This window comes from Dyella sp. A6, from assembly GCF_036320485.1.
GTDB lineage: Bacteria > Pseudomonadota > Gammaproteobacteria > Xanthomonadales > Rhodanobacteraceae > Rhodanobacter_A > Rhodanobacter_A aluminiiresistens.
In genome coordinates, this window is record NZ_CP132911.1 from 283,536 (window position 1) to 304,454 (window position 20,919).

The 20,919-nt window shown below is 66.6% G+C and carries 15 protein-coding genes; 5 read left to right on the top strand and 10 right to left on the bottom strand.

What is annotated here, in order from left to right:
• Nucleotides 1–36 precede the first annotated feature (36 nt).
• From RA164_RS01165 to RA164_RS01210, 10 genes are all read right to left on the bottom strand, one after another.
• Nucleotides 37–1,623, bottom strand: coding sequence for a 2-isopropylmalate synthase (locus tag RA164_RS01165; protein WP_329742155.1), 1,587 nt, complete (start codon nt 1,621–1,623; stop codon nt 37–39).
• A gap of 114 nt (nt 1,624–1,737) precedes the next feature.
• Complete coding sequence (locus RA164_RS01170; RefSeq protein WP_329742156.1) at nt 1,738–1,878, bottom strand: hypothetical protein; 141 nt, start codon at nt 1,876–1,878, stop codon at nt 1,738–1,740.
• A gap of 159 nt (nt 1,879–2,037) precedes the next feature.
• Nucleotides 2,038–3,354: a threonine synthase gene (gene thrC, locus RA164_RS01175; RefSeq protein ID WP_329743453.1), complete on the bottom strand. Its 1,317-nt coding sequence runs from the start codon at nt 3,352–3,354 to the stop codon at nt 2,038–2,040.
• A gap of 14 nt (nt 3,355–3,368) precedes the next feature.
• Nucleotides 3,369–4,349: a homoserine kinase gene (locus RA164_RS01180; RefSeq protein ID WP_329742157.1), complete on the bottom strand. Its 981-nt coding sequence runs from the start codon at nt 4,347–4,349 to the stop codon at nt 3,369–3,371.
• An 11-nt stretch (nt 4,350–4,360) separates the two neighbouring features.
• Complete coding sequence (locus RA164_RS01185; protein ID WP_329742158.1) at nt 4,361–5,515, bottom strand: homoserine dehydrogenase family protein; 1,155 nt, start codon at nt 5,513–5,515, stop codon at nt 4,361–4,363.
• Between the two features lie 437 nt (nt 5,516–5,952).
• The gene (locus tag RA164_RS01190) at nt 5,953–7,971 is read right to left on the bottom strand and encodes a bifunctional 2',3'-cyclic-nucleotide 2'-phosphodiesterase/3'-nucleotidase (RefSeq protein WP_329742159.1); all 2,019 of its coding nucleotides are present in this window, start codon (nt 7,969–7,971) and stop codon (nt 5,953–5,955) included.
• A gap of 140 nt (nt 7,972–8,111) precedes the next feature.
• A complete protein-coding gene (gene nagA / locus RA164_RS01195) occupies nt 8,112–9,272 on the bottom strand; it encodes an N-acetylglucosamine-6-phosphate deacetylase (RefSeq protein WP_329742160.1) in 1,161 nt (386 codons plus the stop codon).
• Nucleotides 9,272–10,306 carry an SIS domain-containing protein gene (locus RA164_RS01200; RefSeq protein ID WP_329742161.1) on the bottom strand — a complete coding sequence of 345 codons (1,035 nt, stop codon included), beginning with the start codon at nt 10,304–10,306 and terminating at the stop codon, nt 9,272–9,274. The genes nagA and RA164_RS01200 overlap by 1 nt, the downstream gene beginning before the upstream one ends.
• 168 nt (nt 10,307–10,474) lie before the next feature.
• A complete protein-coding gene (locus tag RA164_RS01205; protein ID WP_329742162.1) occupies nt 10,475–11,506 on the bottom strand; it encodes a LacI family DNA-binding transcriptional regulator in 1,032 nt (343 codons plus the stop codon).
• A gap of 93 nt (nt 11,507–11,599) precedes the next feature.
• Complete coding sequence (locus RA164_RS01210; RefSeq protein WP_329743454.1) at nt 11,600–12,886, bottom strand: sugar MFS transporter; 1,287 nt, start codon at nt 12,884–12,886, stop codon at nt 11,600–11,602.
• On the opposite strand from RA164_RS01210, the gene RA164_RS01215 reads away from it, so the two are divergent.
• The 5 genes from RA164_RS01215 (at nt 12,822) to RA164_RS01235 (ending at nt 20,867) form a co-directional block, all read left to right on the top strand.
• A complete protein-coding gene (locus tag RA164_RS01215) occupies nt 12,822–12,992 on the top strand; it encodes a hypothetical protein (RefSeq protein ID WP_329743581.1) in 171 nt (56 codons plus the stop codon). The two genes, RA164_RS01210 and RA164_RS01215, sit on opposite strands and share 65 nt — an antisense overlap.
• A 302-nt stretch (nt 12,993–13,294) precedes the next feature.
• The gene (gene glk, locus RA164_RS01220) at nt 13,295–14,359 is read left to right on the top strand and encodes a glucokinase (protein WP_329742163.1); all 1,065 of its coding nucleotides are present in this window, start codon (nt 13,295–13,297) and stop codon (nt 14,357–14,359) included.
• A gap of 92 nt (nt 14,360–14,451) precedes the next feature.
• Complete coding sequence (locus RA164_RS01225) at nt 14,452–17,361, top strand: TonB-dependent receptor (RefSeq protein WP_329742164.1); 2,910 nt, start codon at nt 14,452–14,454, stop codon at nt 17,359–17,361.
• Between the two features lie 138 nt (nt 17,362–17,499).
• A complete protein-coding gene (locus RA164_RS01230; RefSeq protein WP_329742165.1) occupies nt 17,500–19,797 on the top strand; it encodes a beta-N-acetylhexosaminidase in 2,298 nt (765 codons plus the stop codon).
• Nucleotides 19,794–20,867, top strand: a complete 1,074-nt coding sequence (locus RA164_RS01235; RefSeq protein ID WP_329742166.1) for an acyltransferase family protein — start codon at nt 19,794–19,796, stop codon at nt 20,865–20,867. Before RA164_RS01230 ends, RA164_RS01235 begins: the two co-directional genes overlap by 4 nt.
• Nucleotides 20,868–20,919 lie beyond the last annotated feature (52 nt).

A 20,919-nucleotide genomic window follows, 5' to 3' on the forward strand; every position in this document is an offset into this window, starting at 1 on the left:
AGCTCCGGGTGGTGGCGGGTTGCGGCATGGGTGGCATCACAGGTGCGCCACGGCGGCCGGTGCACCGACCGGCTGCTGGCGTTCGATTCGATTGATGATGGCCAGCGCGGCCAGCGCGGTGGCTTCGACGATGTCGGTGCTGATGCCGTGACCACACCAGTCGCGGTCGGCATGGCGTGCGCTCAGCTGGGCCTGGCCCTGGGCGTCGCCGCCTTCGCTGACGGCACGCACGCTGAAGTCGGTCAGTTCGACGGCATGGCCGGTGGCGCGTTCGATTGCGCGCAGCACGGCATCGACCGGGCCGTCGCCGATCGCTGCTTCGCTCGCTTCGCGACCATCGTCGTGGGCCAGCTTCACCGATGCCGAGGCGCTGCCCAGATGGGTGCTGCTGTTGAGCTGCACGATGTGCCACGGGCCAGTGGCTTCCGGGTCCTGGCCCAGTGCGATCGCCTCCAGGTCTTCGTCGTGTACTTCGCGCTTCTTGTCGGCCAGCAGCTTGAAACGGGTGAAAATCGAATCCATCGCCGCTTCGTCGGGCGTGTGACCCAGCGATTCCAGCCGCTGGCGCAGCGCAGCGCGACCGGAATGTTTGCCCAGCACCAGCCGGGTTTCACCGATGCCCACGTCCTGCGGGCGCATGATCTCGTAGGTGCCGCGATGCTTGAGCATGCCGTGCTGGTGGATGCCCGATTCGTGCGCGAACGCGTTCTCGCCGACGATCGCCTTGTTGCGCGGCACCGGCTGGTTGGTCAGCTGGGTCAGCAGGCGCGAGGTCGGGTACAGCTTGCGCGTGTCGATGCGGGTATCCACGCCGAAATACGGCTTGCGCACCTTCAGCGCCATCACGATTTCTTCCAGCGCGGCGTTGCCGGCGCGCTCGCCGATGCCGTTGATGGTGCATTCGACCTGGCGGGCGCCGGCGCCGATCGCGGCCAGCGAATTGGCCACCGCCATGCCCAGGTCGTCGTGGCAATGACTGGAGAAGATCACCTTGTCCGCCCCGCGCACGTGCTGGCGCAGGTAACCGAACAGCTCGGCGATCTCTGCCGGCGTGGTGTAGCCCACGGTGTCCGGCGCGTTCAGCGTGGTTGCACCCGCGGCGACGGCGGCGCTGAACACCTCGGCCAGGAAGTCGGGCTCGGTGCGAAGGGCATCTTCGGCGGAAAACTCGACTTCGTGGCAGAGCTGGCGCGCCCGCTCGACGGCGGCAACCGCGGTATCCAGCACCTGCGCCTTGCTCATGCGCAGCTTGTGTTCGCGGTGCAGCGGGCTGGTCGACAGGAACACGTGGATGCGCGAGCGCTGTGCTTTTTCGAGTGCACGGCCGCAGGTGTCGATGTCGCCGGGTTGGCAGCGGGCCAGGCCGCAGGCGGTGGTGGTTTTCAGCGTGCGGGCGATTTCGGCGACGGCGGCGAAGTCGTCGGGCGAAGCCTGTGGAAAGCCTGCCTCCAGCACGTCCACGCCCAGCGCTTCCAGTGACTGCGCCAGACGAAGCTTGGCGCGCCGGTCCATCGAGAAGCCCGGTGCCTGTTCGCCGTCGCGCAAGGTGGTGTCGAAAATGCGCACGTGGTCGGCGGCTACGTCGCCGGCCTCGTTCTGTTCGCTGTGCTGCTGGTTTTCCATTGCTGGCTCCGCTTAAGGGTGCGATGCCGAGGGCAACAAAAAACCCCGCTCCATCTCTGGTGCGGGGTTCTCAGGGTGTTTCAGGTTTCTTTCTAGCTACCTGGACACATGCCCTCAGCCCGCACCTCCGTTGGTAATAAGGAGTACGAGTACAAGAAGGCCAATAATGAGCGTGCCGCGAAGTCGCAGCAGACCGGCAATCGTCGCCAGACGATGGCTTTCGGCGATGCGGTGGTGGCTGTTGCGTTGCGACATGCAACTGACCCTACGGCACCCCGAAAGGCTTGTCAAACATTTTCTTCATGACGATTCTTCAGATGTTGTGACAACGGCGACGGAACGCGGTATGGACGGCTGGCCGTCCATACCGATGAAGCCACGATCGGCATCGATGGAGCGCCGATGTCGTCCGGACTATGCGTACGCCGGTTCCCGCAGCCAGCGTTTCAGCGCCTCGTCGTCCGCGTCCATCACTTCGGCACTGGCCGTACGCTCAAGCATGGCGGCAAGCGCCGGCGGCACTGCGACGGGATGCCCGACGAGTGGCTCCACCACGCTTTCAAATTTGGCCGGATGTGCGGTGGCGACGATGGTCCACGGCGAGCTGTTGCCGACTGAGCGCAGGCGGTCAAGCAGGTGCATGGCGGTGGCGGTGTGCGGACAGAACACCTCGCCGTGCTCGCGCGCATGCCGGCTCAGGGTGTCGCGGATGGTGCTGTCATCGACACTGATCGCCTGGGTCTGCGCGCGCAGTTCAGCGGCATATGGAAAGGTCCAGCGCAGGCGCTCGAAGTTGCTGGGGGCGCCTACGTCCATGGCATTGGCGACGGTGGCGACGGCCTCGCGGGGGCGATAGTCCTGGCCCTCGAAGAATTCGGGCAAGGTGGCGTTGGCATTGCAGGACAGGCAGATCTCGCCGATCGGCAGACCGATTTCGCGGACCCACAGCGCGGCCAGCGCGTTGCCCAGGTTGCCGGTGGGGATGATCAGGTTGAGCGGCGAGTCGTGCTCGTGCCACCAGCCCAGCGCAGCGTGGGCGTAGTAGCTCATCTGCGGCAGCAGGCGTCCCAGGCTGATGCTGTTGGCGGAACTGAGCGGACGCTCGGCCTGCAGTGCCGCGTCGTTGAGCGCGGCTTTCACCATGCGCTGGCAGTCGTCGAAACGGCCCTGTACCCGCAGCGCCTGCACGTTGTCGTCGAAGCAACCGAGCTGGTGGGCCTGGCGCGGCGACACCAGGCCATCGGGATACAGGATGACCACGCGCACGCCCGGTTGCCGGTGGAAGGCGGCACCGACTGCCGCGCCGGTATCGCCGGAGGTGGCCACCAGGATGGTCAGTGGCCGTTCGTCGGCGCGCGGCAGGCGGCGCAGGCAGGCCGCGAGAAAGCGGGCGCCGACATCCTTGAAGGCGGCGGTGGGTCCGTGGAACAGCTCGAGCATGTGGGCGTCGTGACGCGGCATGGGGCGCAGCGGCGTGTCGAAGTCGAGTGCCTCGCGGCAGATCGCCGGCAGCGCTTCGGCGAGCGGGTCGCCGGTGAAGAACGGAGCCAGCAGCGTAGCTGCGGTATCGGCCAGCGTGCCGTGCGGATCGAAGGCGCCCGGATCGAGTCGTGGCAAAGCTTCGGGCACGTACAGGCCGCCGTCCGGCGCAAGGCCGGCGGCGATCGCGCTGCTGATGGTGGCGGCCGGACTCTGGCCGCGGGTGCTGAGGTAGAGCAGGGGTTCGGTCATCATGGGCTCGGGCATCAGGGCGTGTCGTGCAGGTGATCGATCAGGCCGGCGGCGGGGCCGTCGACCGGGGCGACGAAGGCGTCGCTGTCCAGGCCGGCGTCGGCGAAAGCCGCCTGCATGGCGGTGGCGGCGGCATCGGCATCGGCGCGGTGTTCGTACCAGCCGAACACGCTGGGGCCGCCACCGGAAATGCTGGCGCCAAGTGCATGATGATCCAGCGCGGCCTGTTTCACGTGCATGAACCCGGGTACCAGCGGCGCGCGGCGTGGTTCCACCAGCACGTCCTTGAGGCCTTCGCGCACCAGTGCGGCCTCGCCGCGGTAGCAGCCGGCGAGCAGTTGGGCGAGGTTGCCGCTCTGCGCCACGAACTCGCCGAGCGCGTATTCGCCGGCCAGCGCTGCGCGCGACTTGCGTGTTTCCAGCACGCAGTGTGGATGCACCAGCGCGCAATGCCACTCACGCGGCACGGGGATGCGCAGCAGGCGGTCGTGGGTGGCAAGCACCAGCCCACCCAACAGCATCGGGCCCAGGTTGTCGCCGTGGCGGCTGCCGCTGGCGACCGCTTCGCCGTCCAGCGCGAAGCGGTACAGCGCCTCGCGCGAAAGTGGCGCGTCCAGCAGCGCGTTGGCGGCCACCAGTGCCGCCACGCAGGATGCCGCCGAACCGCCCATGCCAGAGCCGAGCGCGATGCCCTTGTGCAGGGTCAGCTCGAAACCCTGCGACAGCTGCAGTGCCTCGCGCAGCGCCAGCAGCGCCATGCCGGCGGTATTGCGATGAGGTTCGCGCGGTAGCTCGGTGACGGTGCCGTGGATGGCGGCGATGCGCACCACTGGCTCATCGATCAGCCGCACTTCGGCACGGTCGCCGGCGCCGGCCATGCTGTGGCCGAGGATGTCGAAGCCCACCGCCACGTTGCCCACACTGGCCGGAGCGAAGGCGCGTGCCACGCGGGCATGCGAAGGTGCAGCGGTGGATTCCAGCATATCGTTGCTCATGACGCCGGTGCTCATGATTGCACCGTGAGCGCTTCGGCGATACGCAGCACGTCGGCGAACACGCCGGCAGCGGTGACCTCTGGCCCTGCGCCGGGGCCCTGTACCTGCAGCGGGTTGTCCTTGTAGCGCAGGGTGCGGAACTGCACCACGTTGTCGGTGAGATGGGTGTGCGCGAAGGCATGCGACGAGGGCAGTACGGCCAGCCCCACGTGGGCGCGGCCGTCCCGGTCCAGCCGGCCGACGTGGCGGAGTACGCCGCCGGCGGTCTGGGCCTGCGCCAGCATCGCGGCCATCGGCGCGTCGAGCTCGCCCAGGCGCGCCATGAACTCGTCCAGCGGCAGGGCGGCGAGTGCACGCGGTACCAGGCTCTGCACCGACACATCTTCCAGCGAAAGCGGACGACCGGCTTCGCGGGCCAGGATGACCAGCTTGCGAGCCACGTCGATGCCGGAGAGATCCTCGCGGGGGTCCGGTTCGGTATAGCCGAGCGCATGCGCCTCACGCAGCAGGCTGGAGAACGGTTGCTGGCCATCGTGGCGGTTGCACAGCCAGGCCAGGGTGCCGGAGAACATGCCATCCACGGAGAGCAGTTCATCGCCGGTGTCGAGCAGATCGCGCAATGTCTGTACCACCGGCAGGCCGGCGCAGACGGTGGCCTCGTAGCGGAGTCGTGCGCCATGCGCGCTGGCGGCGCGGATCGCGTGCCAGCGGTCCAGCGAACCGCTGCCGGCCAGTTTGTTCGGCGTCACCACATGCAGGCCGGCGGCCAGCCATGCGGGATAGTGGGCCGCGACTTCGTCGCTGGCGCTGCAATCCACCAGCAGGGCGTGACGTCCGTCGATGCCGCGCATATGGGCGGCGAAGGCGTCCAGGTCGCTGGGCCGCCAGGTCTGTGCGCTGTGGCTGCGGGCGTTGAGTTCGGGGTCGTCGCAATCCAGCCACATGCGCTTGCGCGCCACCACGCCGCACAACTGCAGGGCCAGGCCCATATCACGCTGGAGGCGCTGTTGCGCGGCACGCATCTGCCCGAGCAGCGCGCTGCCGACCCGGCCCGGACCGATCACGCCCACCGACAGGGTGCGCAGGCGCGGGCTTCGCGCGGGCAGCACGGCAACCGGTGGCGGCAGGTTGGGGTATTCGGCGAGCGGTAAAGCGCAGGTGTTCACGGTGACCTCTCCAGTGGAGGTCCCGTCTCGCTTGGCGGTGTCGGTTGCGCCGGCCCGCCTCGTCGAGGGCGGGACCGTTGCGTCTTAAGGTTATTCGCGCACGGACACCCACCCGGAACCGATGGTACCGGTACCGGTGGTAATAATCGTGGCGATAATGGAAGCGGCGATGCCGCCCGCAGCCAGCGCGGCACGACCGGTCGAAACCGGGCGGATGTGCATGCGTGCTGGTGCGAAGAAAGGCGACATGAAACCGAAGATAGGTGGCGTCTTGCCCGCCTGTCAATAGACTTTGTGGAATATGCGGCGCTTCCGATGTTCCGGCGAACGGACGTCCATTTGCCGGATACGTCATCCCGCAGACGGCGTCCTGCCGGTTCCGCTGCGCTCTGCGTCACGCCGTCCCGGGCATGCGCCGGGACGGTGCGACAGGCTGCTCAGTGCGAAAGGTCGATCGCGTAGACGGCCGTGCCGTCGCCGTTGTTGCTGATCTGCCGGATATTGCGCAGGCCGTCGGCATGGGCAATGGCCTGCTTGTCGCTGGCGTCGGTGAAGATGACCGGTCCGGCCGTCTTCAGTGGTGCGAAGCGCCAGGAGCGGCCGGGCAGGTCCTTCGCGTCGAGATCGGGGTGCCGCTGCAGCCAGCGGGCCAGGATTTCGCGCGTGCCGTCCGGTGCGGCCAGCACGATGTCGTGACCGTCGAGGCCGGGAAAATCGCCGCCGCCGCCCGCGCGGTAATTGTTGGTGACCACGACGAACGGCTGCCCGGGCGTGACCGGCTTGCCGCGGTAGGTCAGCGAGACGATGCGCTGGCCGACCGGTTTGGACAGGTCGATCTCGTAATGCAGGCCGCCCTGCATCTGGTCGAAGTTGAAGCCGGCGTAATGCGGGTTGATCAGCGGCTGTGCGCCGTGAATGGACGGGTCGATACGGTTGAAGCGGCGGGCCGATTGTTCCAGCCATGCCTTCACGCCGGCACCGTCGGTTTTCACTGCAGCGAGGGTGTTCGGATAGAAGTAGAGATCGGCGGCGCTGCGCAGGGTGAGCACGCCGGGGCGTACGTCGGTGTAGTCGTCCGGGCCGCCGAAACCGGTACGGAATGCGGCGGCGGCCGACAGCAGCGGCACGTGCGCCAGCTCGGGGTGGGTCTTCGGCAGCTCACGCCGGACATAGTCGAGCTGCGCCGCGTTCACCGCAGCCAGTGCGGTCATGTCGCCCTCGTCGGCGAAGTAGCTGCTCATGTGCACGCGGGTGTGGCCGATCGGCGTGTTGACGTAGGCAATGGCATCCTTCTGTACCTTCTCGACCAGCGGCGCGATGGCCGGGTCGGCCGGCACGCAGCGGGTCTTGCCGGCGGTCCGGGTGCAGATCGGCCAGACCCGGCTGTGGGTCTGTGGCTTGTCGACCGCCCAGTGGTCCTTGTTCCAGATCAGCGCCAGCCGGATCACGCCCAGGTCCTTGCCGAAGAAGCCGCCCATCACGGCGGGTACACCTCGCACGAAGCCGAGATGGTCATCCACGTCCTTCAGATGGGCGAAGCGCGGGCCGGGGAAATCGGTGTGCATGTGGCCTAGCAGCAGGACGTCGATGCCCGGCACGCCGGCCAGGTACCAGCCGCCGTTCTCCATCATCGGCGTGTAGGGCGAGGTGTCGAGGCCGCCGTGCAGCAGCGCGATGACCAGGTCCGGGTGCTGCGCCTCGATCTGCGGCATGTATTTCCTGGCCGCCTCGACCACGCCGGTGACCGTGACCTTGCCTTCGAGATGGCGCTGGTCCCACTGCATGATCGGCGGTGGCGTGAAGCCGATGATGGCGATGCGCAGCGGCACGCTGAGCTGGCTTCCGTCGGGCGTGTAGGCGGCGATCTGGCGCTTGATGATCGTCCACGGCCTGAAGATCGGCTTGCCGGTGCGCGTGCTCACCACGTTGGCCAGCACCAGCGGATAGTGCGGTCCGGCGCAGTGTTCGACCGGCACCCCGTCCACGTCCATCGGCGTGCCGGTGACCTGCGACAGGAACGGCAGGCCATAGTTGAATTCGTGGTTGCCGATGGTGCCGCCGTCGTAGCCCACCGCATCCATCACGCGGTAGATCGCCAGCTCCTGCTTGCATGTCACCGGCTGCGCCAGCGCCTGGTAGTCGGCCAGCACCGAGCCCTGGATCGTATCGCCGTCATCGAACAGGAAGGTGTTGGTGAACTGGTCGCGCGCACGCCGTATCAGGGTGACCGTGCGCTCGAAGCCCAGCGTAGGGTCGGGCTTCTGCTTGTAGTAGTCGTAGCTGAGGATGTTGGAGTGGATGTCGGTGGTTTCCAGGATCGCCACGTCGGCCCGCGAGCCGGCGGGCAATTGTCCGGGTTCGAATGGCTGCGAGGGCGGACTGGCCGGCTGGCTGGCACAACCGGCCAGCAACAGTAGGGACGCTAGGGCGGCGAGGCGGGCAATGCCTGGGGACATGGGTGAATCCGTTGGACGCGATGCAGGTGGCAGACCCTAGCAGATTGCGCGGCCGGCGGGCTGTCGATACGCATGCCGCCCTGCGGATGCGGGAACGGCTTCCGGGTTGCGCCGGAAACCGCGCCGCAACCTGCCGCTGCTCAGCCGGCGTGGACGCGCTGGCCGCCGATCCAGGTTTCGCGTACCTGCCATGCATCGTCCAGTACGGCGAAATCGGCGCGATAGCCGGCGGCGAGCCGGCCATGGCTGCGCTCCAGACCGATCCATGCGGCGGGATAGGTGCTGGCCATGCGCGAGGCTTCGGCCAGGCTCAGGCCGACCATCTCGACCAGGTTGCGGACCCCGGTGGCCATGTCCAGCGCCGAGCCGGCCAGGACCCCGGCGTCGCTCTGGCAGATGCCGTCGCGGGCGACGATGGTCTGGCCGTTGAGCACGTATTCCGGCGTGTCCGAACCCACCGGCGGCATCGCGTCGGTGACCAGCACGCACTTGCCGGGTGGCTTGGCGACGAGCGCCACGCGCAGCGCGGCCGGGTGGACGTGATGGCCGTCGACGATCAGGCCGCACCAGCTGTGCGGATCGTCCAGCGCGGCGCCGACCACGCCGGGTTCGCGGCTGGCCAGCGGTGTCATCGCGTTGTACAGGTGGGTGAAGCCGCACACGCCGGCATCCAGCGCGGCGCGGGTGGTGGCGTAGTCGGCGGCGGTATGGCCGGCGACGACGATCACGCCGGCCTCGGAGAGGGTGCGGATGGTGTCCGTCGTGACCTGCTCCGGAGCCAGCGTCAGCATGACCTTGCCACGATGCCTGGTGGCGAGCATGGCGATGTCGCCGGCGTCCGGGTGACGGAACAGCGAGGCGTCGTGGATGCCCTTGCGCGCGGGCGCCAGGAAGGGGCCTTCGACATGAATGCCGAGCACGCCCGGAACGCCCTGTTCGATCGCCGCGTCCACCGCATCCAGCGCGGCATGCATTTTCTCCGCAGTGTCGGTAATCAGCGTCGGCAACAGGCCGGTGCTGCCGAAGCGCGCGTGCGCGGCGGCGATGCCGCGCAGCGTCTCGACCGTGGGCGCGTCGTTGAACAGCAGTCCGCCGCCGCCGTTGACCTGCACGTCGATGAAACCGGGCAGCAGCAGGTGGCCATGCAGGTCGTGCGTGAGTGCAGCCGATACGCGCGGGTCGTCCTGCGCCACGATGGCATGGATGCGCCCGTCGTCCACCAGTACGGCCAGACCTTCGCGCGGGCCGTGGTCGCCCAGCACGCGGCCGTTGATCAGGGCGAGGGGTGCCTGGCTGCTCATCACACCGTCTCCGTGACCTTGTTGAGATGCGGCGGTACATCCGGATCGTAGCCGCGCGCCAGCGACAGCGCACTGGCGGCGCGGTAGAAACTCTGCACTGCCAGCAGCGGGGTGACGATGGGCGCGATGTTGGCCGGCAGCGGCAGCGCGTCGGGACCCTGTTCGTCGGGCGCGGCCACGAACACGCGGGCACCGCGGGCGCGGAATTCCCTGGCCACCGCCAGAGTGTTGTCCAGTGTGCCGTCATCCTGGGCGAAGAACAGCACCGGGAAGCCGTTCCCGACCAGCGCCATCGGGCCGTGCTTCACCTCGGCGGCACTGAATGCCTCGGCATGCAGGCCGCAGGTTTCCTTGAGCTTGAGTGCGCCTTCCAGGGCGGCGCCGAAGCCGTAGCCGCGGCCCACCACGAACAGGTTGCTGACGTCGCGCAGGCTGTCGGCGAGCACGCTCCAGTCGCCCGCCCAGCCACGCCGCAGGTCGTCGGGCAGGCGCGCGATCACCGCGTGCAGGGTGGCGTCGTCGCTCCAGTGCGCCACCAGTTGCAGCACGGCGGCCAGGGTGGCCAGGTAGCTTTTGGTCGCGGCCACGCTGCGCTCGGGACCGGCGTGCAGCGGGATCACCGTGTCGGCCAGCGTGGCGAGCGGCGAATCCTCGACATTGACCAGCGCCAGCACCAGCGCCCCCGCATCCTTGGCAGCCTGGGCACTGCGCAGCAGGTCCGGGCTCTTGCCCGATTGCGATATGGCGATGAACAGCGCGCCGTCCAGTTTCAGGTCGGCGTCGTAGATCGACGAGATGGACGGCGAGGCGGAGGCCGTGATCAGGCCGAGTCGCGTCTCGAACACATACTTGGCGTAGGCGGCGGCGTGGTCGGAACTGCCGCGGGCGCAGGTGACGATGAAGCGCGGCGGCTGCTCGCGCAGGCGGCGGCCGAGCGTGGCTAGGGTATCGGCATTGCGGGCGATCTGGCGTTCGACCACGGCGGCGGTTTCTTCGGCCTCGCGGTACATCAGGGTGTCGCTGGCGGACTTCATGGGGACTCCGGAACGGTCAACGCACGCATCGGTGGAGCGTGCGGTAAATGAAAAATGCACGGCACGGCCGCGCCCCGGTGACGGGACGGGCCGGACTGCTAGAGGGTGTGGTGGCTGTGTCGGTCAGGCCGGCTGCCGCAGCGCGACGCAGGCCGGTGCCGGGTGGTATCAGCCCTGGCGCGGCGGCGCGGTGGAGCCACGCACTACCAGCTCGGGCATGAAGCCCTCGCTGGCGGGTTCGGCGGTGGTCTGCTGCAGGCCGCGGATCAGCCGCAGCGTGGCGTGCCGGCCCACCTCTTCGGTCGACTGCCGTGCGGTAGTCAGTGCCGGCCATGCCTGCTTGGAGAACGGGCTGTCCTCGAAGCCGGCGATCGACAAATCCCAGGGCACGTCCAGGCCGATCGAACGCGCCGCGGCCAGGACGCCGGCGGCAATCTCGTCGTTGCTGCCGAAGATCGCGGTGGGGCGCTCCTTTTCCTTCAGCGCGAGCAGTTTGCGCGCGCCGCGGAAGCCATCGTCGAAGGCATAGCGGCCGGCCAGCACCAGCTTCTTGTTGAGCGGAATGCCGTAGTCCTTCAGCGCATCCGCGTAGCCCTGGTAGCGCTCGGGGCTGGAACGGTGGTGCGGCTCGCCCCACAGGAAGCCGATCCGCGTGTGACCCAGCTGCACCAGGTGCTCGGTGATGGCGTAGGCCGCATGGCGGTCGTCGATATAGACACAGGGCATGCCGTCGTGCGGATCCTCGCGGGAGGAAATGATGCGCACGAAGGTGATGTCGTGTTCCCGCAGCATGGCGATCAGTGGCGCCTGTTCGGACATCGGCGGCGCCAGCACCAGCCCGGCCAGGCGCGAACGCTTGACCAAGGCGACCAGTTCCTCGGCCAGCTTTGGCGAGCTGGAATCGCAGGGATGGATCTGCAGGCCGAAGCCGCGCTCGCGGCAGGCCGACAGCACGCCGTTCTGCATGTCGATGACGTAGTGCGCGTTCGGGTTGTCGTAGACCAGGCCGATCGCGAACGAATGCGTGCTGCGCAGGCTGCGCGCCGACGGGTCCGGACGGTAGCCGAGTTGCGCGATCGCCCGCTCCACCTTCTCGCGGGTCTCGTTGCGCACCGCGGCCTCGTGGTTGATCACGCGCGATACGGTCTTCAGCGAGACACCCGCATGGCGGGCGACGTCCTTGATGGTGGGACTGCGCAACGGAGTGCACTCCTGTAAGCCGGATGGACATGGTAGCCCAGCCGCTGGACGGGTAGGTGTGCGGGCGGCGGGCGGCGTGGTGCATGACGGGCGTCAGGAGATGTGCTCGCCCACGGCGTGGCCGCGCATGCCGTAGAAGAGGATGTAGAGGTAGCAGGGCACCATCACCACCAGGAACGCCAGTTGAAAATTGATGTGCTCTTTCAGGTGCACGAACACCTGCGGGATCAGTGCGCCGCCGACGATGCCCATGATCAGCAGGGCCGAGCCGGCCTCGGTATGGCGCCCCAGGCCCTTGATCGCCAGCGGGAAGATCGCCGGCCACATCATCGCGTTGGCGAATCCGAGCGCGGCGACGAAGCTCACCGAGGCATAGCCGGCGGTGGCATAGGCACCCAGTGCGAACACGATACCCATCACCGCCGACACGGCCAGGTAGCGCTGCTGCGAAATGAAGCGCGGGATGAGCAGCAGGCCAGTGATATAGCCCACCAGCATCGCGACCATCGTGTAGGTGGTGAAGTGCTTGGTGGCGTCCAGCGGCAGGCCCAGCGCCTGCCCGTAGATGCCGATCGCATCGCCGGCCATCACCTCAACGCCCACATACAGGAACAGGCAGAGCACGCCCAGCCACAGGTGCGGAAAGCTGAAGATGCTGCCGCCGTGATGACCGATCTCGTCTTCGCTGTTGGCCCCGGCGGGCTTGATTTCGGGCAGTGCGGAGCGGATCACCCAGATCGCCAGCACCACCAGCAGCGCGGCCATGGCCATGTACGGCCAGTACACGCGCGAGGCGAAGCTGTCGAGCATGGCGTGGGCTGCCGCGGGCGTCGCCGCAGCCTTGATCTTCTGCTCGAAATCGCCGATGCCGTTGAGCACCAAGGCGCCGAAGACCAGCGGCGCCAGCGCACCGGCCAGCTTGTTGCAGATGCCCATGAAGGCCACGCGCTGCGCCGCGCTGTCGATCGGGCCGAGAATGCTGATGTACGGATTCGAGGCTGTCTGCAGCAGCGACAGGCCCGCGCCAATCACGAACAGGCCGACCAGTGCGCCGTGATAGTTGCGCATGTTGATGAACTGGCCGAACAACACCGCACCGATCGCCATTACGAACAAGCCGAGTGCCATGCCTTTCTTCATGCCGGTCCGCTTGAGCACCATGGCCGAAGGCAGCGCCAGCACGAAATAGGACAGGTAGAACGCCACCGGAATCAGGAAGGCGCTGACGTCGTCGAGGTTGAAAGCCAGCTTGACGAAGATGGTCAGTGGCCCGTTGAGCCAGGTGACGAAGCCGAAGATGAAGAACAGTACGCCGATGATGATCATCGGCAGCAGGCTCGATGTGCGCGATTCGTCGGCAGCAGGCGAGATGGACGGCATGGACGGCATGGACGATTTCCCCGTAGTGATCACCGACACCGTCACCCCGTGGACGATGTCGCTTCGGCCGTCTTTATCGACCGCGTGGAGCAACGTTGTCAATTGATGCCATGACTTTGGTCATGGTGCAAGCATCGATGTCTTGTTCTTCCAGTCTCGCCCATGACGCGTCGCAGCACCTTGGTGGCGTCGGCAAGTGTTGCCCAAGTGCCTTACAGAAAAGGCCAAATAGGCGCGACATGTATTCGATGATGCTGTCGGCGAGTATGCCTTGCGCGGCGCACAAGCGATATGGCGAATGGTTCCGAACAGGGTGTTGACACCGTTGTCATATCTGACCAGACTCCGACCATCACGAGGTGTGTCAGGCGGGGTGCCTGCGCACCGGGGACAAACGGAGGAGGGAGCGTGGCCCAGGTGGTCGATCACAGCGGTGCGCGTATCGCGCTTGCGACAGAATCTGCGTTCCTGGCTGCCGATGTCGGCGGCACGCATGCGCGGATAGGCCTGGTCAGTCCGCGACCCGACGGCCACCGACCGGTGACCGTGCTCGAATACCGCCGCTACGCCTGCGCCGACTGGCCCAGTCTGACCGCCGTGCTGAAGGACTTCGTCGGCCAGCTCGGCGTGGGTCATGTCGATCATTGCGCGGTGGCCAGTGCCGGCTACGTGCTGGGCGATGCCATCGTCAACGACAACCTGCCCTGGCCGGTGTCGATACGCGACATACGCGACACACTGGGCATCGCCAGCCTCGCCGTCATCAATGATTTCGAAGCGGTGGCCTATGCCACCCAGTTCCTTGGCCTGGCCGACACCACGGCGGTGATCGAGACCAGCGCGCCGCATGTCGACGGACCGGTGCTGGTGATGGGGCCGGGTACCGGGCTCGGGTCCGCGGTGCTGTTGCCGGCGCACCCCCATGCCACCGTGCTGGCCACCGAGGCGGGCCAGATCGCGCTGGCGCCCGGCAACGAGCGCGAGATTGAGATTCTTCGCCTGTTCGCCCGGAAGCATGCGCATGTGTCGTTCGAGCATGCGTTGTCCGGACCCGGGCTGCTGAACCTGTACCAGGCCATCTGCACCTTGCGCGGGGAGCGCGCGGTGCTGATGCGTCCGGCGGATGTTACGGCTGCGGCGCTGTCGCGCAACGACGCGGCGGCAACCGAGACGCTGGAGGTGTTCTGCGGGCTGCTTGGCAGCTTCGTGGGCGACCTGGTGCTGCTGTATGGCGCGCGCGGCGGGGTGTTCCTTGCCGGCGGCATCCTGCCGCAGATCCGTGACCTGCTGCTGGACGGCGCCTTTGCCCGGCGCTTCTTCAACAAGGGCGTGATGCGCCCGTACCTGGAACAGATACCTGTACGACTGATGGAGCACGGCCAGCTCGGGGTGATCGGCGCCGCGAGCCTGTACATGGATGGCCAGACGCCCGGGACGGGTTCGCCGAGTGGACGTGATGCACTGAGGAATTAGCAAACAACCGGGCGCAAGCCCAGATCGCCACACGGTAACGGACGGTCTGAGTACCCACCGTTGCTGAATCTAGCCTCTGAGGGGAGGACACCATGTCATATCGCAAGACTCTGTTGGCCGCGAGCATCGTCGCTGGTCTATGCCTGTCCGGCGCGATCAATGCGCAGGACAGCACCCAGACGACTGCCAGCGGCGCGAAGGCTCAGGAGAAGGCTGAGCAGGCCAAGATCAAGCAGCTCCAGGCGGTAACCGTAGTCGGTATCCGCAACAGCGAGGCGCTGTCGCTGGATACCAAGGAGGCGGCCAACTCGCATGTCGAGGTGGTGTCCGCGGTAGATATCGGCAAGCTGCCGGCGAAGAACGTGGCCGACACCATCGCCCAGCTGCCCGGCGTGAACATCGCCGATGCGGCGGGTGCCGAGGGCGGTTTCGACGAGGCCGACCGTGCCAGTATCCGCGGCAGCGCGCCGTCGCTGACCCTGACCACCCTGAATGGACATGCGGTCGGTTCGGGTGACTGGTTCGTCGTGGGTGGCGGCGGTACGCGCAGCGTCAGCTATTCCATGTTCCCGTCGGAAATCGTAAGCCAGGTGGTCGTGCACAAGACCTCCGAGGCACGCCTGCTTGAGGGCGGTGCGGCCGGTTCGATCGACATCATCACCCGCAAGCCGCTGGAATTCGCCAAGCCGTTCACCGTCGAGGGCAGTGTGGGTGGCGTGTACGCCGACCTGCCGAGCAAGACCGAGCCGCAGTTCAATGCCCTGCTCAACTGGAAGAACAGCGACAACACCTTCGGCGTGATGGCGCAGGCCTTCTACGAGAAGCGCAGCCTGCAGCGCGAAGGTCAGGAAATTCTGGGCTATTCGTATATCCCGACTGGCTCGGCCGTCGCCACGCAGCTGGGCCTCGGCGCCGCCACGCCCGGCAGCGCCAGCACCGGCGTGTTCTATCCCAACCTGCCGGGCGCCGCGCTGTTCACCCAGACGCGCAAGCGCAAGGGCGGCATGGTGGACATCGAGTGGAAGCCGCTCGACAACCTGACGCTGAACTTGGACAGCTTCTACTCCAAGATGGACGCCACCGACTACAACCGCAACTACATGTTGCGTACGCGTGATCGCCTGCCGGGCGACACGCTGTCGAGCTGGAACATCCAGAACAACATTCTCACCAGTGCCTCGATCGTCGGTCAGTCCGGTCTGTCGCAGGGCATCTACGACATGATCTCGCGTCCGGGCGAGAGCGAGTCCAGCCAGTACACCACCCTGAGCGCCGACTGGCGCGCCACTGACAACCTCAGCTTCAAGTTCCAGGGTGGCACCACCAAGGGCACCGGCAATACGCCAGTCCAGAACGTGATGGAGATGGATACCGGCTACGGTCAGGGTGCCAGCTACGCTATGAACGGCTCCGGTAGTCCGCTGGGCTGGACGCTGGGTGGCACCAACAATGCGTACAACCCGGCGACCGTCGGTCTCGACTGGATCTTCGGCGAGCAGGACGTGCACGTGATCGACAAGGAGAACTGGTTCCAGGCCGATGGCGAGTTCGATTTCGACAATGCCGGTTCGTTGTCCTCGCTGCAGTTCGGCGCGCGTTATGCCCGTCATACGCATGGCAGCGCCAATGACGTTGCTCAGGGGCCCAATTTCGCCTCGAACGTCACGTTCAGCCCGGGTGCGACCATCTACCCGGCAAGCGGCGGCAACTATCCCAGCAGCTTCGCGAGCGATCTCGGCGTGAGCCAGATGCCCTCGAGCATCTGGTACTGGACGCCGAGCCAGCTGGCTCAGCTGAATGCGCTGTATGCCAACCGCAAGGTGACCGGCGACACCAGTTCGCGGTTCTATCCGAACGGCATCTATTCGATGGTCGAAAGGAACCTGGCGGCGTACATGCAGGCCAATTTCCAGGGTGACACCTGGGGCGGCAACTTCGGCCTGCGCTATGTTTCCACCGACGAGAACATCGGCTACACCAGTGCCTCGATCCTGGAGAACGACTACAGCGGTCCGTACATGAATTCGGCGTTCTATCCGAATGGCTGGTACTGGAACCACTACAAGTCGCATTACGGCCGGCTGCTGCCCAGCTTCAACCTGAAGGTCAACCTGAACCAGGACGGCAGCGTGCTTGCCCGCTTCGCGGCCTCGCAGACCCTGACCCGTCAGGACTACGGCCAGCTGGCCGGTTTCGTGACCCTGACCGATCCGGTCACGCAGGGTGCGATGGGTTCCGGCAGTGGTCCGAATCCGTACCTGAAGCCACTGATCTCGACCAACTTCGATGCGTCGCTGGAGTGGTATTTCGCACCGCGTGGCCTGCTGTCGGCCAGCGTGTACGAAATGGACATGCATAACTACTACGACTACGGCGCGGAGACCCGCTCGTATCTCAACAACTACCTGACCTACGGTGTAAACAACCCGTCGCACACGCCGATCTACAGCAACTACCTGGTCAGCGTGCCGATCAACGTCAACGGCACGCTGAAGGGTGTCGAGCTGAACTGGGTGCAGCCGATCGGCGAGCATTTCGGTACGTCGGTCAACTACACCTACAGCAACGGTCATTCGACCGGTGGCACCTACCTGTACAACGCGGACGGTACCCTGGGCGACAACCGGGCTGCCGGCAACCGTCCGCTGTTCGGCACGTCGAAGAACACCGTCAACCTGTCGGCGTTCTACGAGAACAACAGCTGGAATGCCCGCATCAACTACACGTACCGCTCGTCGTTCTACGACGGCATGATGAGCAACTCGGGCGCCGGCATGCCGCTGCTTCCCTACTGGGAGGCGGGCGTGGGTTACCTGTCGTTCTCGGCGGGCTACACGCTCAACAAGCATGTGAGCTTCTCGTTCGACGCGATGAACCTCAACAACCCGAAGCTGAAGTACTACATCAAGGGTTCGCAGGCCGGCCTGGGCTTCGACAAGGCTCCGGAGGCGTTCTACGTCAACGGCCGCCAGTACTACCTGACGGTGAACTTCAAGTTCTGATTTTCGACTGCAAGACCGCGGGCCATGGACGGCCCAATCTCTCCCCGAACGGGCCCGCAGTTGTTTCCGGGCCCGTTTTTTTCATGCGCATGCGGTATCGCGCATGGCATGCTGACCCGATAACCACGGAGACCGTCGATGACCCGTCGCCTGCTCGCCGCCTGTGCCTGCCTGCTGCTCGCAACGCTGTTTTCCGCACAGGCCGCACCGCCTTCGCTGATACCGCAACCGGTTCAGCTGACCACCGCGCAGGGGCAGTTCCGGGTCGATGCGCATACGCCGGTGGTGCTCGGCGATCCGAGCGCGGCAACGCGGCATACGGCGACCTATTTCGTCGACCTGCTGGCGCGCACGCGCGGCTTGCGTCTGCATCCGGTCGACAGGCACGCAACGAAGCACGCCATCGTGTTCGAACGCGACCCGCATGCGGCCGTGGCGCAGCACGGCGGTTACATGCTGGACGTTACCCCGCAGGGCATTCGGGTCAGCGCACGCGACAATGCCGGGCTGTTTCACGGCGCGATCACCCTGTGGCAGTTGCTGACACCGGCAGCCGGACACGGTGCAGTGGAGGTGCCGGCGCTGCATATCCGCGACTGGCCGCGCTTCCGCTGGCGCGGCCTGATGCTGGATTCTGCGCGGCATTTCCAGAGCGTGGCCGACATCGAACGCCTGCTCGACCAGATGGCCCAGCACAAGCTGGATGTGTTCCATTGGCACCTCACCGACGACCAGGGCTGGCGCATCCAGATCAAGCGCTACCCGGAGCTCACCCGCATCGGCGCGTGGCGTACACCGCCCGACGCCGGGCATGACGGCGAGCCGTTGCGTTACGGCGGCTTCTACACGCAGAAGCAGATCCGCCAGGTGGTGGCATACGCCGCCGCGCGCTACATCACCATCGTGCCGGAGCTGGACATGCCCGGTCACGCACAGGCCGCGGTGGCTTCGTACCCGCAGCTCGGCGTCACCGGCAAGCGGCCCAAAGTGTCGGTGGACTGGGGCGTCAATCCCTACTTGTACAACGTGGACGACCACACCTTCACCTTCATCGACAACGTGCTCGACGAGGTGATGGCGCTGTTCCCGTCGAAGTACATCCATGTCGGCGGCGACGAGGCGATCAAGGACCAGTGGAAGGCTTCGCCTGCCGTGCAGGCAAAGATGAAGGCGCTGGGTATCACCAGCGAAGACGCGCTGCAGGGCTGGTTCATCGGCCGCATCGGCAAATACCTGGCGGCGCACGGGCGTCGCCTGGTGGGCTGGGACGAGATACTCGAAGGCGGCGACGTGCCGGCTGACGCCACGGTCATGTCATGGCGCGGCACGGCGGGCGCGATCACCGCAGCCAAGGCGGGCCACGACGTGGTGCTGTCGCCCGCGCCGCAGCTGTATTTCGACGAGGTGCAGAGCGATCGCGCCGACGAATACGCCGGCCGCCTTCCGGTGGAAACGCTGCAGAGCATCTATGCGTTCGAGCCGGTGCCGAAACAGCTCGATGCGGCGCAGGCGAAGCATGTGCTGGGCGCGCAGGCCAATGTGTGGACCGAGCACATGCCTACCATGGCGCATGTCGAGCACGCGGTGTTTCCGCGTCTGGACGCGCTGAGCGAGGTGGACTGGTCGCCGGCTTCGGCACGCGACTGGTCCGGTTTCCTGGCACGCCTGCCGGCACAGCTCGCGCGTTACCGCGTGCAGCACATCGGGTATGCCGACAGCGCGTTCGCGCCGGACATCGCGCTGGACCGCAATGCGGCGCTGGCCAGCGGCATTGCCACCGTCACGTTGTCCAACCAGACCGGCTTCGGCAGCTTCCGCTATACCCTCGACGGCAGCATGCCGACGCGGCATTCCACGCTCTACGACAAGCCGTTCGCGGTGAAGCTGCCGACGACTCTGCGGGTGGCCACGTTCGCACCCGATGGCAGCGCGCTGGCCGCGCCGCGCGAACGCGTGATTGATCGTGCGCATCTGCTCAGCCGTCTCGGTGTCACGCTGCCCAACTGTCCCGGCAGCGCGTTCCGGCTGCGCGTGCAGCCGATGCCCGACGCCCGCTCGGTGCAGCCGGTGTATGCCGTCAACGTGTTCGACAGCTGCCAGCTGTTCCCGTCGACGCGCATGGATGGGGTTACATCGATCCGGGTCGATGCAGTGCGGCTGGAACGCAACTACGCGCTGGCGCACGATGCGAGCAAGGTCATTTCACGGCCGCACACCACACCGTTCGGCGAGCTGGTGGTGCATGCCGACCGCTGCGATGGCGTCGTGCTTGCCAGCATGCCGTTGCCCGATCCTGCGCACGGCGCGCGTCGCTTCACCCTGCACGCGCGTCTGCCGAAGCAGGTCGGCAACCATGCGATGTGCCTGATCTACACCGCGCCCATCCACGGCCCGTTGTACGCGCTGGGCCGGGTGTCGCTGGTGGCATCGCCATGAATGACACGGCCCGACGGCTGGCCTCGCTGGATGCGCTGCGCGGCTGCACCGTGGCGGCGATGCTGCTGGTGAACGACCCGGGCGACTGGGGGCACGTGTACTGGCCGCTGGACCATGCGGTGTGGAACGGCTGTACGCCGACCGACCTGGTGTTTCCGTTCTTCCTGTTCGTGATGGGCGTATCGGTGGCGCTGGCGATCCTGCCGCGACTGGACGCCGGCAGCGCACCGGCAGCCCTGCGCAACGCAGCGCTGTGGCGTGCCCTTCGCATTGTCGCGCTCGGTGTGCTGATCAACGTGCTCGCGGCGTGGTGGCTGCCCGGGCGCGACATGCGTTGGCCCGGCGTGCTGCAACGCATCGGCGTGTGCTTCGCGGTGGTCGCGGCGCTGGCAATTTATACGCCACGTCGTGCGTGGTGGATCGCCATCGTGGCCTTGTTGGCCGGCTACACCGCGATCCTGCTCGGCGGCGGTACGTTGGCGAAATGGCACTCGATCGTCGATCGTGTGGACGGCGCGGTGTTTGGCCATTACGTGTGGGACTACGACGCCAGCACCGGCCTGTCGCACGACCCCGAAGGGCTGCTGAGCACCTTGCCGGCCATCGCCACCAGTCTGCTCGGCCTGTGTGCCGGCGCCTGGCTGCGCGACGGACGTCTGCGCATCCTGCTCGGTGCGGGTGTGCTGGCGCTGCTGCTGGGTGCCGTGTGGTCGTGCTGGATGCCGCTGAACAAGAACCTGTGGACGCCATCGTTCGTGTTGTGGACGGGCGGCTGGGCGATGCTTGCGTTGCTGCTGTTCCACGGTCTGGTGGACGTGCGTGGCTGGCCGGCCTGGGGGCGCCGCTTTGGCGTCAATGCGATTGCCGCCTACGCCGGTTCCGAGCTGATGCAGATCGTGCTGCCCGGGCTGGGCTGGCAGAAGCCCATCTACCGGCACCTGTTCGCTGGCTGGATCACGCCGCTGGCCGGTCCGTACGTCGCGTCTCTGGCGTATGCGCTGGTGTTTGTCGCGCTGTGGTGGCTGATCGTGTACCTGATGGACCGTCGGCACTGCTACCTCAAGCTTTGATGTTCATACGGTGCCGGCCCGCAGCACGTATGCTGGCGGCCACTTTCCGAGC

Bases quoted from the DNA above. Each gene is read 5' to 3' on its own strand.
- RA164_RS01180 (WP_329742157.1), bottom strand. From the start codon at position 4,349: ATGAGCAACGATATGCTGGAATCCACCGCTGCACCTTCGCATGCCCGC.
- RA164_RS01225 (WP_329742164.1), top strand. From the start codon at position 14,452: ATGTCATATCGCAAGACTCTGTTGGCCGCGAGCATCGTCGCTGGTCTA.
- nagA (WP_329742160.1), bottom strand. From the start codon at position 9,272: ATGAGCAGCCAGGCACCCCTCGCCCTGATCAACGGCCGCGTGCTGGGC.
- RA164_RS01210 (WP_329743454.1), bottom strand. From the start codon at position 12,886: ATGCCGTCCATCTCGCCTGCTGCCGACGAATCGCGCACATCGAGCCTG.
- RA164_RS01165 (WP_329742155.1), bottom strand. From the start codon at position 1,623: ATGGAAAACCAGCAGCACAGCGAACAGAACGAGGCCGGCGACGTAGCC.
- RA164_RS01230 (WP_329742165.1), top strand. From the start codon at position 17,500: ATGACCCGTCGCCTGCTCGCCGCCTGTGCCTGCCTGCTGCTCGCAACG.
- RA164_RS01190 (WP_329742159.1), bottom strand. From the start codon at position 7,971: ATGTCCCCAGGCATTGCCCGCCTCGCCGCCCTAGCGTCCCTACTGTTG.
- RA164_RS01235 (WP_329742166.1), top strand. From the start codon at position 19,794: ATGAATGACACGGCCCGACGGCTGGCCTCGCTGGATGCGCTGCGCGGC.
- thrC (WP_329743453.1), bottom strand. From the start codon at position 3,354: ATGACCGAACCCCTGCTCTACCTCAGCACCCGCGGCCAGAGTCCGGCC.
- RA164_RS01200 (WP_329742161.1), bottom strand. From the start codon at position 10,306: ATGAAGTCCGCCAGCGACACCCTGATGTACCGCGAGGCCGAAGAAACC.
- RA164_RS01215 (WP_329743581.1), top strand. From the start codon at position 12,822: ATGATGATCATCGGCAGCAGGCTCGATGTGCGCGATTCGTCGGCAGCA.
- RA164_RS01170 (WP_329742156.1), bottom strand. From the start codon at position 1,878: ATGTCGCAACGCAACAGCCACCACCGCATCGCCGAAAGCCATCGTCTG.